At 41.4% G+C, this 14,318-nt stretch carries 3 protein-coding genes, 4 tRNA genes and 6 rRNA genes (1 of these 13 running past the window's edge); all 13 read left to right on the forward strand.

Features of this window, described 5'->3' with window-relative positions; all coding sequences use genetic code 11:
• Positions 1-2,273: ribosomal RNA gene (locus ACWJKE_RS14160) — 23S ribosomal RNA — on the forward strand; it begins 653 nt to the left of the window's first position.
• An 89-nt stretch (positions 2,274-2,362) separates the two neighbouring features.
• Positions 2,363-2,479 (forward strand): 5S ribosomal RNA (gene rrf / locus ACWJKE_RS14165).
• 5 nt (positions 2,480-2,484) lie between these two features.
• Positions 2,485-2,559 (forward strand) — tRNA-Asn (locus ACWJKE_RS14170).
• A gap of 39 nt (positions 2,560-2,598) precedes the next feature.
• Positions 2,599-2,715: ribosomal RNA gene (gene rrf / locus ACWJKE_RS14175) — 5S ribosomal RNA — on the forward strand.
• A gap of 6 nt (positions 2,716-2,721) precedes the next feature.
• Positions 2,722-2,798 (forward strand) — tRNA-Ile (locus tag ACWJKE_RS14180).
• A 5-nt stretch (positions 2,799-2,803) separates the two neighbouring features.
• A tRNA-Ala gene (locus tag ACWJKE_RS14185) sits at positions 2,804-2,879 on the forward strand.
• A gap of 686 nt (positions 2,880-3,565) precedes the next feature.
• Positions 3,566-5,083: ribosomal RNA gene (locus tag ACWJKE_RS14190) — 16S ribosomal RNA — on the forward strand.
• A 292-nt stretch (positions 5,084-5,375) separates the two neighbouring features.
• A 23S ribosomal RNA gene (locus ACWJKE_RS14195) occupies positions 5,376-8,301 on the forward strand.
• Positions 8,302-8,390: 89 nt separating this feature from the next.
• Positions 8,391-8,507 (forward strand): 5S ribosomal RNA (gene rrf, locus ACWJKE_RS14200).
• The 16S, 23S and 5S rRNA genes sit together here with 4 tRNA genes alongside, the layout of an rRNA operon.
• A gap of 5 nt (positions 8,508-8,512) precedes the next feature.
• Positions 8,513-8,587, forward strand: a tRNA-Asn gene (locus ACWJKE_RS14205).
• A gap of 276 nt (positions 8,588-8,863) precedes the next feature.
• Positions 8,864-10,942: an elongation factor G gene (gene fusA / locus ACWJKE_RS14210; protein ID WP_462958906.1), complete on the forward strand. Its 2,079-nt coding sequence runs from the start codon at positions 8,864-8,866 to the stop codon at positions 10,940-10,942.
• Positions 10,943-11,222: 280 nt separating this feature from the next.
• The gene (locus ACWJKE_RS14215; protein WP_216302346.1) at positions 11,223-11,459 is read left to right on the forward strand and encodes a hypothetical protein; all 237 of its coding nucleotides are present in this window, start codon (positions 11,223-11,225) and stop codon (positions 11,457-11,459) included.
• A gap of 299 nt (positions 11,460-11,758) precedes the next feature.
• Positions 11,759-14,200, forward strand: coding sequence for an ATP-dependent Clp protease ATP-binding subunit (locus ACWJKE_RS14220; protein WP_462952676.1), 2,442 nt, complete (start codon positions 11,759-11,761; stop codon positions 14,198-14,200).
• The last annotated feature ends 118 nt before the right edge of the window (positions 14,201-14,318 follow it).

Consider the following 14,318-nt stretch of genomic DNA (forward strand, 5'->3'; position numbering starts at 1 on the left):
TACGGAGCCGAAGGGAAACCAAGTCTGAATAGGGCGCATAGTTGCATGTCGTAGACCCGAAACCGGGTGACCTATCCATGGCCAGGATGAAGCGGAAGTAAAATTCCGTGGAGGTCCGAACCACGTTGGTGTTGAAAAACCATGGGATGAGCTGTGGATAGCGGAGAAATTCCAATCGAACTCGGAGATAGCTGGTTCTCCTCGAAATAGCTTTAGGGCTAGCGTCGATTAATTGAGTAATGGAGGTAGAGCACTGAATGGGCTAGGGGCTGACAACAGTTACTGAACCCTATCAAACTCCGAATGCCATATACTTTTATTTCGGCAGTCAGACTGCGAATGATAAGATCCGTAGTCAAAAGGGAAACAGCCCAGACCATCAGCTAAGGTCCCAAAGTGTAAGTTAAGTGGAAAAGGATGTGGGATTTCTAAGACAACTAGGATGTTGGCTCAGAAGCAGCCACTCATTTAAAGAGTGCGTAATAGCTCACTAGTCAAGAGATCCTGCGCCGAAGATGTCCGGGGCTAAAACTTACCACCGAAGCTATGGGTGTACACAATTGTGTACGCGGTAGAGGAGCTTTCTGTACTGGCTGAAGTCATACCGTAAGGAGTGGTGGACGGTACAGAAGTGAGAATGTTGGCATGAGTAGCGAGAGTTAAGTGAGAATCTTAACGGTCGAAAACCTAAGGTTTCCTGAGGAAGGCTCGTCCTCTCAGGGTTAGTCGGGACCTAAGCCGAGGCCGAAAGGCGTAGGTGATGGACAATCGGTTGATATTCCGATACCACCAATGGACGTTATTAGAAATGGGATGACGCAGGAGGATAAGATGTGCACACTATTGGATGTGTGTCTAAGCATTTAGGCGGAGCAAGCAGGCAAATCCGTTTGCTCTTAACGCTGAGATGTGATGGGGAAGGGAATTTATTCCCGAAGTATCTGATTCCACGCTGCCAAGAAAAGTCTCTATCGAGGATATTGGTGCCCGTACCGCAAACCGACACAGGTAGGTGAGGAGAGAATCCTAAGACCATCGGAAGAATTGTTGTTAAGGAACTCGGCAAATTGACCCCGTAACTTCGGGAGAAGGGGTGCCTACGTAAGTAGGTCGCAGAGAATAGGCCCAAGCAACTGTTTAGCAAAAACACAGGTCTCTGCTAAAGCGAAAGCTGATGTATAGGGGCTGACGCCTGCCCGGTGCTGGAAGGTTAAGGGGATTACTTAGCGCAAGCGAAGGTATGAACTTAAGCCCCAGTAAACGGCGGCCGTAACTATAACGGTCCTAAGGTAGCGAAATTCCTTGTCGGGTAAGTTCCGACCCGCACGAATGGCGTAATGATTTGGGCACTGTCTCAACAACACATCCGGCGAAATTGTAGTGCAAGTGAAGATGCTTGCTACCCGCGATTGGACGGAAAGACCCCGTAGAGCTTTACTGTAGCTTAGCATTGAATTTCGGTATTGTCTGTACAGGATAGGTGGGAGACTGAGAAACATGGGCGTCAGCCTGTGTGGAGTCATCCTTGGGATACCACCCTGACAGTACTGAGGTTCTAACTGGAGGCCATGAATCTGGTCACAGGACATTGTTAGGTGGGCAGTTTGACTGGGGCGGTCGCCTCCAAAAAAGTAACGGAGGCGCCCAAAGGTTCCCTCAGCGCGGTTGGAAATCGCGCGAAGAGTGCAAAGGCAGAAGGGAGCCTGACTGCGACACTTACAAGTGGAGCAGGGACGAAAGTCGGGCTTAGTGATCCGGTGGTACCTCGTGGGAGGGCCATCGCTCAACGGATAAAAGCTACCTCGGGGATAACAGGCTGATCTCCCCCAAGAGTCCACATCGACGGGGAGGTTTGGCACCTCGATGTCGGCTCGTCGCATCCTGGGGCTGAAGTAGGTCCCAAGGGTTGGGCTGTTCGCCCATTAAAGCGGCACGCGAGCTGGGTTCAGAACGTCGTGAGACAGTTCGGTCCCTATCCGTCGCGGGCGTAGGAAATTTGAAGGGAGCTGTCCTTAGTACGAGAGGACCGGGATGGACAAACCTCTGGTGCACCAGTTGTCACGCCAGTGGCATCGCTGGGTAGCTATGTTTGGAAGGGATAAACGCTGAAAGCATCTAAGCGTGAAGCCCACCCTGAGATGAGATTTCCCATAACTCGCACGTAAGTGCGGTGTTAGTAAGACTCCTGGAAGACCACCAGGTTGATAGGTTAGAGGTGTAAGCATGGTAACATGTTCAGCTGACTAATACTAATAAGTCGAGGGCTTGACCTAAATATATAATTAGAAATAAAGCGATACTTCAAGCGTAAGCGAGAAGACTAGTTCACTGTGCAATTTTGAGAGAATATTTATTTTCTCAATCTAGTGATTATGGCATGAAGGTAACACCCGTTCCCATACCGAACACGAAGGTTAAGCTTCAATGCGCCGATGGTACTGCAGGGGTGACCTTGTGGAAGAGTAGGTTGTCGCTAGGTAATGTTCCGCGATAGCTCAACGGTGGAGCACTCGGCTGTTAACCGATAGGTTGAAGGTTCAAATCCTTTTCGCGGAGCCATTTTTTAAAATATAATAACATATGACGGATATTAATAAATCTGGTGATTATGGCATGAAGGTAACACCCGTTCCCATACCGAACACGAAGGTTAAGCTTCAATGCGCCGATGGTACTGCAGGGGTGACCTTGTGGAAGAGTAGGTTGTCGCCAGGTAAATATGGATCTTTAGCTCAGCTGGTTAGAGCTACCGGCTCATAACCGGTCGGTCCGGGGTTCGAGTCCCTGAAGGTCCACCATATGTGGGGATATAGCTCAGCTGGGAGAGCACCTGCCTTGCACGCAGGGGGTCAAGGGTTCGATTCCCTTTATCTCCACCAAAGAACAGTCCAATATGGGCTGTTTTTTTTGTGGAGATAAATAAGTTGTTAGTAAAAAAACTGGGTTAAATCATCTCCTGTGCAGCGGTTGATTTTATTCCAAGATTGCAGCTCCGCAGGAGATGATTTAAGTGGATTATTAATGTTGTTAGAAATTCTATAATATAAAAATTCTTAATAACGTTTATAAATAAATAAATAAAATGCTTAAATACAAACAATTTCTTATATACTTGACCATGCGTGTCAATATATATAAAACAAAGGATTATAATGAAAGAATGAGTAAATGGAGAATAACGTGGATATATAACAAAAAAAACAAATATACAACTTTATTATTATGATACAATATTCCTTGTCGTCACAAACAAGTGGCACGATAAGCTAACTGTTGATAACTATTTAATATATTTTCAAATGAAAATAATTTTTAAAAAGTTGTTGACAAAACAAGAAATACCTAGTAGAATAGTAGAAGTCGTCACATGATGACAAAGCAAATTGGTCTTTGAAAATTAAACAGAGAAATAGGTAAAGATAGCGAAATAATATTTCGCTAAACCAGTTAATTACTTTAGTATAAAGTAAAATTTAGTCGTAAGACTAAAAGTATGTAATGAGCTTGCGTAACAACTTAACAGTTGTCGCAGATTAATCATTTCAACTAAAAAAGTGTAAACTTTTAAATTGAGAGTTTGATCCTGGCTCAGGACGAACGCTGGCGGCGTGCCTAACACATGCAAGTCGAGCGATGAAACCTTTCGGGGTGGATTAGCGGCGGACGGGTGAGTAACACGTGGGTAACCTGCCTCAAAGAGGGGAATAGCCTCCCGAAAGGGAGATTAATACCGCATAATATGTTTTGGTCGCATGATCGAAACATCAAAGGATTTTTCTTCGGAAAATTCCACTTTGAGATGGACCCGCGGCGCATTAGCTAGTTGGTGAGGTAACGGCTCACCAAGGCGACGATGCGTAGCCGACCTGAGAGGGTGATCGGCCACATTGGAACTGAGACACGGTCCAGACTCCTACGGGAGGCAGCAGTGGGGAATATTGCGCAATGGGGGAAACCCTGACGCAGCAACGCCGCGTGAATGATGAAGGCCTTCGGGTTGTAAAGTTCTGTCTTCTGGGACGATAATGACGGTACCAGAGGAGGAAGCCACGGCTAACTACGTGCCAGCAGCCGCGGTAATACGTAGGTGGCAAGCGTTGTCCGGATTTACTGGGCGTAAAGGATGCGTAGGCGGACATTTAAGTCAGATGTGAAATACCCGAGCTTAACTTGGGTGCTGCATTTGAAACTGGGTGTCTAGAGTGCAGGAGAGGTAAGTGGAATTCCTAGTGTAGCGGTGAAATGCGTAGAGATTAGGAAGAACACCAGTGGCGAAGGCGACTTACTGGACTGTAACTGACGCTGAGGCATGAAAGCGTGGGGAGCAAACAGGATTAGATACCCTGGTAGTCCACGCCGTAAACGATGAATACTAGGTGTCGGGGGTCGAACCTCGGTGCCGCCGTTAACACATTAAGTATTCCGCCTGGGGAGTACGATCGCAAGATTAAAACTCAAAGGAATTGACGGGGGCCCGCACAAGCAGCGGAGCATGTGGTTTAATTCGAAGCAACGCGAAGAACCTTACCTAGACTTGACATCCCCTGCATAACCCAGAGATGGGCGAAGTCCTTCGGGACAGGGTGACAGGTGGTGCATGGTTGTCGTCAGCTCGTGTCGTGAGATGTTGGGTTAAGTCCCGCAACGAGCGCAACCCTTATCATTAGTTGCTACCATTAAGTTGAGCACTCTAGTGAGACTGCCCGGGTTAACCGGGAGGAAGGTGGGGATGACGTCAAATCATCATGCCCCTTATGTCTAGGGCTACACACGTGCTACAATGGTGAGTACAAAGAGATGCAAGACCGCAAGGTGGAGCCAAACTCAAAAACTCATCCCAGTTCGGATTGTAGGCTGCAACTCGCCTACATGAAGCCGGAGTTGCTAGTAATCGCGAATCAGCATGTCGCGGTGAATACGTTCCCGGGCCTTGTACACACCGCCCGTCACACCATGAGAGTTGGTAACACCCGAAGTCCGTGAGGTAACCGTAAGGAGCCAGCGGCCGAAGGTGGGATTGATGATTGGGGTGAAGTCGTAACAAGGTAGCCGTAGGAGAACCTGCGGCTGGATCACCTCCTTTCTAGGGAGTAGATGTATTGACTTCGGTCGATGCAATAGAAGAATATTAATTTATTCTTCAAAAATATCTATTGTAATTAATCGTACCTAGTTCTCTGTTTAATTTTGAGAGACTAATTTTATCTAACTCTTAGGAGTTAGATAATAAATAGTTTTTCTTAAAATGTTCTTTGAAAATTGCACAGTGAAAAAAGTTGTTTTAAAAAAATTAAAACTACGCAAGTAGTTTATAAATTGATTTAATACAATTTCGCAAAATTAATATAACCGTCTATGTAAATAGACAGAATCAAGGTCAAGCTACAAAGGGCGCATGGCGAATGCCTTGGCACTAGGAGCCGAAGAAGGACGCGTTAAGCTGCGATAAGCTTTGGGTAGGCGCAAATAGCCTGTGATCCAAAGATTTCCGAATGGGGGAACCCACATAGTAACAACTATGTACTGCATACTGAATAAATAGGTATGCAGAGGTAGACCCGGGGAACTGAAACATCTAAGTACCCGGAGGAAGAGAAAGAAACATCGATTTCCTAAGTAGCGGCGAGCGAAAGGGAAAGAGCCCAAACCCAGGTCTTTGATCTGGGGGTTGAGGATAGATCATAAATACTGCAATTCCTTAATTGAAGATAGCTGGAAAGCTGCTCCGCAGAAGGTAATAGGCCTGTAAATGAAAAGGAAAAACAGTCAGATCTAATCCAGAGTACCACGAGACACGTGAAACCTTGTGGGAAGCTGGGAGGACCACCTCCCAAGGCTAAATACTACCTAGTGACCGATAGTGAAGAAGTACCGTGAGGGAAAGGTGAAAAGAACCCCGGAAGGGGAGTGAAATAGAACCTGAAACCGTGTGCCTACAACCGGTCGAAGCACTTTATATGTGTGACGGCGTGCTTTTTGTAGAACGAGCCAACGAGTTACGATATGTAGCAAGGTTAAGTACTTAAGGTACGGAGCCGAAGGGAAACCAAGTCTGAATAGGGCGCATAGTTGCATGTCGTAGACCCGAAACCGGGTGACCTATCCATGGCCAGGATGAAGCGGAAGTAAAATTCCGTGGAGGTCCGAACCACGTTGGTGTTGAAAAACCATGGGATGAGCTGTGGATAGCGGAGAAATTCCAATCGAACTCGGAGATAGCTGGTTCTCCTCGAAATAGCTTTAGGGCTAGCGTCGATTAATTGAGTAATGGAGGTAGAGCACTGAATGGGCTAGGGGCTGACAACAGTTACTGAACCCTATCAAACTCCGAATGCCATATACTTTTATTTCGGCAGTCAGACTGCGAATGATAAGATCCGTAGTCAAAAGGGAAACAGCCCAGACCATCAGCTAAGGTCCCAAAGTGTAAGTTAAGTGGAAAAGGATGTGGGATTTCTAAGACAACTAGGATGTTGGCTCAGAAGCAGCCACTCATTTAAAGAGTGCGTAATAGCTCACTAGTCAAGAGATCCTGCGCCGAAGATGTCCGGGGCTAAAACTTACCACCGAAGCTATGGGTGTACACAATTGTGTACGCGGTAGAGGAGCTTTCTGTACTGGCTGAAGTCATACCGTAAGGAGTGGTGGACGGTACAGAAGTGAGAATGTTGGCATGAGTAGCGAGAGTTAAGTGAGAATCTTAACGGTCGAAAACCTAAGGTTTCCTGAGGAAGGCTCGTCCTCTCAGGGTTAGTCGGGACCTAAGCCGAGGCCGAAAGGCGTAGGTGATGGACAATCGGTTGATATTCCGATACCACCAATGGACGTTATTAGAAATGGGATGACGCAGGAGGATAAGATGTGCACACTATTGGATGTGTGTCTAAGCATTTAGGCGGAGCAAGCAGGCAAATCCGTTTGCTCTTAACGCTGAGATGTGATGGGGAAGGGAATTTATTCCCGAAGTATCTGATTCCACGCTGCCAAGAAAAGTCTCTATCGAGGATATTGGTGCCCGTACCGCAAACCGACACAGGTAGGTGAGGAGAGAATCCTAAGACCATCGGAAGAATTGTTGTTAAGGAACTCGGCAAATTGACCCCGTAACTTCGGGAGAAGGGGTGCCTACGTAAGTAGGTCGCAGAGAATAGGCCCAAGCAACTGTTTAGCAAAAACACAGGTCTCTGCTAAAGCGAAAGCTGATGTATAGGGGCTGACGCCTGCCCGGTGCTGGAAGGTTAAGGGGATTACTTAGCGCAAGCGAAGGTATGAACTTAAGCCCCAGTAAACGGCGGCCGTAACTATAACGGTCCTAAGGTAGCGAAATTCCTTGTCGGGTAAGTTCCGACCCGCACGAATGGCGTAATGATTTGGGCACTGTCTCAACAACACATCCGGCGAAATTGTAGTGCAAGTGAAGATGCTTGCTACCCGCGATTGGACGGAAAGACCCCGTAGAGCTTTACTGTAGCTTAGCATTGAATTTCGGTATTGTCTGTACAGGATAGGTGGGAGACTGAGAAACATGGGCGTCAGCCTGTGTGGAGTCATCCTTGGGATACCACCCTGACAGTACTGAGGTTCTAACTGGAGGCCATGAATCTGGTCACAGGACATTGTTAGGTGGGCAGTTTGACTGGGGCGGTCGCCTCCAAAAAAGTAACGGAGGCGCCCAAAGGTTCCCTCAGCGCGGTTGGAAATCGCGCGAAGAGTGCAAAGGCAGAAGGGAGCCTGACTGCGACACTTACAAGTGGAGCAGGGACGAAAGTCGGGCTTAGTGATCCGGTGGTACCTCGTGGGAGGGCCATCGCTCAACGGATAAAAGCTACCTCGGGGATAACAGGCTGATCTCCCCCAAGAGTCCACATCGACGGGGAGGTTTGGCACCTCGATGTCGGCTCGTCGCATCCTGGGGCTGAAGTAGGTCCCAAGGGTTGGGCTGTTCGCCCATTAAAGCGGCACGCGAGCTGGGTTCAGAACGTCGTGAGACAGTTCGGTCCCTATCCGTCGCGGGCGTAGGAAATTTGAAGGGAGCTGTCCTTAGTACGAGAGGACCGGGATGGACAAACCTCTGGTGCACCAGTTGTCACGCCAGTGGCATCGCTGGGTAGCTATGTTTGGAAGGGATAAACGCTGAAAGCATCTAAGCGTGAAGCCCACCCTGAGATGAGATTTCCCATAACTCGCACGTAAGTGCGGTGTTAGTAAGACTCCTGGAAGACCACCAGGTTGATAGGTTAGAGGTGTAAGCATGGTAACATGTTCAGCTGACTAATACTAATAAGTCGAGGGCTTGACCTAAATATATAATTAGAAATAAAGCGATACTTCAAGCGTAAGCGAGAAGACTAGTTCACTGTGCAATTTTGAGAGAATATTTATTTTCTCAATCTAGTGATTATGGCATGAAGGTAACACCCGTTCCCATACCGAACACGAAGGTTAAGCTTCAATGCGCCGATGGTACTGCAGGGGTGACCTTGTGGAAGAGTAGGTTGTCGCTAGGTAATGTTCCGCGATAGCTCAACGGTGGAGCACTCGGCTGTTAACCGATAGGTTGAAGGTTCAAATCCTTTTCGCGGAGCCATTTTTATTTAAAGTATACAAAGCTAATTATTAGCTTTTTTTTATTTTTTGAAAAATTATAATAAATAATATACAAATTTTAAAAAATAGATATGAGCTTTAGTAATAACTTATATTTAGTTTAAATATATAATTAAGTATCAATAAATTTATTTTATTGATACTTTTATCTTTTTTAGAAAGTAATAATTATAAAATTCAGCTATATACAAAGGCTTTTTATTTAAAGGTAGAATATATGAATATATATCTAACGAAAAGCTAGGAGGTATCGTATATGAAAGAATATATAAGCAAAAATCTAAGAAATATAGGAATTGTTGGACATAGTGGTTCAGGAAAAACCACATTAATGGAATCAATATTATATTACACTAAAGCTATAGATAGATTCGGAAAAGTTAATGATGGTACTACAATTAGTGATTACGATATTGAAGAAAAGAAAAGAAAAACGTCTATTTCTACATCAGTGGCTTTAAGTGAATGGGGAAATATAAAATTAAATTTAGTAGATATGCCTGGATATTTTGATTATGAAGGAGAAATGATTGAGGGGCTAAGAGCTGTAGATATGGCAATGATAACTGTTTGTGGGGTATCAGGTGTAGAAGTTGGAACTGAGAAGGCTTGGGAATATATCAATGATCATAAGCTACCTAGAGCATTTTTTATTAATAAGCTAGATAGGGAAAATAGTAATTTTCAAGTTGCTTTGCAACAGATAAAAGAAACATTTGGAATATCCGCAGTACCAATTCAATATCCTATAGGTAGTGAAGAAAATTTTAGCGGCGTAATAAATGTCATATCTAGAAAGGCTCAAATATTTAATCCTAAAACACATGGGATGGAAGATAGTGATATTCCAGAAGAATTAATAGATAAAGTGGATGAGTGTAAACAGATGGTTATGGAAGCAGTTGCTGAAACAGATGAAGTTCTATTAGAAAAATATTTCAATGAGGGTTCTATAAGTGAAAAAGAAATATATCAAGGTCTTATAAAAGGAGCTTCTATGGGAGAAATTACACCTATAATGTGTGGATCTGCTTTACTTGGTATAGGAATGAATACGTTGCTAGAAGATATGGTTGAATGCTTCCCTTCTCCAATTGAAACAACTATGTACATTGCAAAAGGTATGAAAAACAATAAATATACGCAAGTCAAAATTGATGATATGGGTCCATTCTCAGCATTAGTATTTAAAACTATTGCAGATCCTTTTGTAGGTAAATTATCTATGTTCCGTGTTATTACTGGAAAAGCTAAAAGTGACACAATAGTATATAATACTAATAAAAATAAAGAAGAAAAAATAGGTGCTATGTATTTTTTAAAAGGAAAACAACAATTTCAAACTCGAGAAATTGCGGCAGGGGATATAGGTGCAGTTGCAAAACTTCAATGCACGACTACTGGAGATACTCTCTGTGATAGAGCGAAACTAATAATGTTTGATACTATGGAGTTCCCACAACCAGTTTTTTCAAGAGCTATTGTAACTAAAGCTAAAGGTGATGAAGATAAAATATCTAATGGATTAACAAAATTGTTAGAAGAAGATCCTACATTCTCAATATCTAGGAGCGCAGAAAATGCACAAACTATAATCTCAGGATTAGGATCTACCCACTTGCAGGTTATAGTTAGTAAATTGAAAAATAAATTTGGAGTTGAAGTATCATTAGAAATTCCAAAGATTGCTTATAGAGAAACAATTAAAAGAACTTCTGATGTCCAAGGAAAACATAAAAAGCAATCCGGAGGACATGGCCAGTATGGTGATGTAAAGATTAAATTTGAGCCTAGAATAGACGGTGCAGATGATTTAGAATTTATTGATGCGGTGGTTGGTGGAACAGTTCCAAGGCAGTATATACCTGCTGTTGAAAAAGGGTTAAGGGAATGCATTAGGCATGGTGTACTTGGAGGATTCCCAGTTATAAGACTTAAAACAACGTTACATGATGGTTCGTATCATGCTGTAGATTCTTCTGAAATGGCATTTAAAATGGCAGCGTCGTTAGCTTACAAGAAGGGCCTTAAGGAATCAGATCCTGTTTTATTAGAACCAATTATGCATGTGGAGGTCACATGTCCAGAGGACTATATGGGCGATATTATTACGGATATAAGCAAGAAAAGAGGTAGAATTTTGGGGATGGAGTCTGTTGAAAGAGGTCAGAAAGTCATAGGAGAAGTACCTCAATCAGAATTATTTGATTATGCAACAGATTTACGCTCAATGACTGGTGCTAGGGCAAATTTTAGAGTCAAGTTTGAAAGATATGAAGAAGTGCCTCAGGATGGAATTGATAAAATAATTGAAGCTAGCAAGAACCTGGAATAGAAATAAAATAAAGAAATAAAACCATAGGTAGCTACGGTTTTATTTCTTTGTTTTAACGACATTTCAGAAGGAAAGTCTCCCAACTCATATAAGTGAGGGTATAAATCTCCTTCTGAAGTCGTCAATTCATCTTCTTCGAAGCTGTGCAGCTCCGCAGGAGATGATTTAATTATGAATTTTTAGGTATAGAAAAAGAATAAAAGTAAATTATAATAAATGCGCATATTTTGCTCAAAATTACAAAACCTAATGTGAAATATAGTAAAGAGGGGAGAATTAAATGTCTGAATATAAATTAGACATTCCTGGAGAAATTAACTTAAGTGATTACAGCAGCATTCATGATTATATGGGCATAATAGAGCGAAATGATAAGTTCACAATTATTTCAAAAATGAAAAATGCTGATGAAATGAAAATATTATGTGAAATGTTGGAAAATAATTCTTTTACCGTTGTAACACAAGGAGATAAAGAAAATGGCAAATATTACATCACATCACAAAAGGGAAGGTAAAGAGGAAATTAAGAGCAATTATGTAAGTGAGCTATTTGCATAATATATTTAAGAAGGCCATCACTATTAATGTTTGAATATTTTAAAAAAACAAATTAGGAAATAAAACTTTCCGAAATTTGTTTTTGATTTTATAGGAGTTATTAAATAGAGTACTGTGTTATTTATGCTTATTTTTTATTCTTATAGATAGTAAAGTATGAAACTCACTTCGATATTGGTATTTTTAGGATAAAACTGGGTGCAATTGGTCATAATTAAAGGAAGAAGTAAATCCATTGCAAGTGAGGTGTTTTAACATGATGTTTAATAAATTTACAGAAAGATCACAAAAGATTTTAGTATATGCTCAAGAGGAGGCAAAGCAATTAAAGCATGGTTATGTAGGGACAGAGCATATATTGCTAGGAATTCTAAAGGATGAAGACGGAGTATGTAAAAAATCATTGGATGATATGAAAATTTCGTCTGAGGGAGTAAAGAAATTAGTAATGGAGTATGAGGGAGAAGGAGACATAGAAATGCGAAGTAGCGAGATACCTCTAACTCCAAGAACAAAAAGGCTACTAGAACTAAGTCTTCTGGAAGCTAGAAATTTGAATCATAATTATATTAGTCCAGAGCATATTTTGTTAGCCTTGATTAGAGAAGAAGAAGGTGTTGCATATACAATTTTGGCTAATTTAGGAGCGGACTTTAATAAACTTAGAAATGGTATACTAAATAATTGGTGTTCTGAAGATACTCCAAAAGGTAGTTTATCAAAAGAAAAGCAAAAACAGGGTACTCCAAACTTAGAACGTTTTGGTAAAGACTTAACTGAGATGGCAAGACAAGGTAAACTTGATCCTGTTATAGGTAGAGGTAATGAAACTCAAAGACTTTTAGAAATTTTATGCAGAAGAATGAAGAATAATCCATGCCTTATAGGAGAACCAGGCGTAGGGAAAACAGCTATAGCAGAGGGACTAGCACAAAGAATAGCTTCCGGTAGCATTCCTGAAATTTTAAAAGACAAAAGGGTTATAACTTTGGATATATCCTCAATGGTGGCAGGTTCTAAATACAGGGGAGAGTTTGAGGAAAGGCTTAAAAAGGTTATGCAAGAGATAGTCGTCGCAGGAAATGTTATTATATTTATAGATGAAATTCATACTATCATTGGGGCAGGAGGAGCTGAAGGAGCTATTGATGCATCTAATATATTAAAACCGGCCCTCGCTCGAGGAGAACTTCAATGCATAGGGGCAACAACTATAGATGAATACAAAAGGCATTTTGAAAAAGATGCAGCACTCGAGAGGAGATTTCAACCTATAATTGTAGGAGAACCAAGCAAAAATGAAGCTGTTGAAATATTAAAAGGATTAAGAGATAAGTATGAAGCACATCATAGAGTAAAGATTACGGATAGTGCAATAGAAGCAGCTGTTAGCTTATCACATAGATATATATCAGATAGATACTTACCTGATAAAGCAATAGATCTTATAGACGAGGCTGGTGCAAAAGTAAGAATTCAAAATTTAACTGCTCCAGAAAATTTGAAAAATTTAGAAGAAAAAATAGATGGAATTTGTAAAGAGAAAGCTGATGCTATATCAGTGCAGGACTTTGAAAAAGCAGCTAAGATTAGAGATATCGAAAAACAATTAAAGGATAAATTGTATAATTCAAAAAACAATTGGAAAACTCAAAATCAAGCGGATGAGCTAATAGTTACAGAGCTTGAAATTGCTAATGTGGTATCAAGGTGGATTAATATACCTATAGAAAAATTGACTGAAAAAGAATCGGAACGGCTACTAAAGTTAGAAGAGGTACTCCACACGAGAGTAATAGGACAAGGTGAGGCAGTGAAATCTATTTCAAGAGCTGTAAGACGTGCAAGGGTAGGGTTAAAGGATCCAAAGAGACCTATAGGATCTTTTATATTTTTAGGTCCCACTGGTGTAGGAAAAACAGAATTGTCTAAAGCTTTAGCAGATGCCATGTTTGGTGATGAAAATAACATGATAAGAATAGATATGTCAGAATATATGGATAAGCACACTGTTTCAAGGCTTATGGGTTCGCCACCAGGATATGTAGGTTTTGATGAAGGTGGTCAATTAACGGAAAAGGTGAGGAGGAACCCTTATTCAGTTATACTTTTTGATGAAATTGAAAAAGCTCATCCAGACGTAGTTAATATTTTGTTACAGATATTAGAGGATGGAAGGCTAACAGACGGAAAAGGGAAAACAGTAGATTTTAAAAATACAGTAATTATAATGACATCAAATGTAGGCGCGTCTAGTATAAAAAAACAGAGGTCTCTAGGTTTCGATATAAAGGATAATGAAGCAAGCTCTAAATATGAAAAGATGAAAGAAAATATAATGGAAGAGCTAAAACATTCATTTAGACCTGAATTTTTAAATAGAATAGATGAAATTATCGTATTTCATTCGCTAGAACATGAAGATTTATATAAAATAGTAGGATTAATGCTTAAGGTAGTAAAAGAGCGTCTTAAAGATCTTGAAATTAATATTACTTTTGATGAGGAAACTAAGAAGCATTTAGCTAAGGCGGGACTTAATACTACTTATGGAGCTAGACCACTAAGGCGAGAAATAACTAATACTGTGGAAGATAAGCTTTCTGAAGAAATACTTAAGGGTAATATTAATAAAGGTGATAATGTAAGTGTTCTTATGAAAAATAGTGAATTGATTTTTAAGACTTTACATATTTAATGTTGTTTATGTGTAGGATATGCTTAAAAAACATAATTTTTTTTACTTTCAGTTTATAACTAAACTTACAAATAAATAAAACTAAGGAAAACTGCACACAAGAGGTATACGGTTTTTC

It is taken from the genome of Clostridium sp. CM036, from assembly GCF_055081135.1.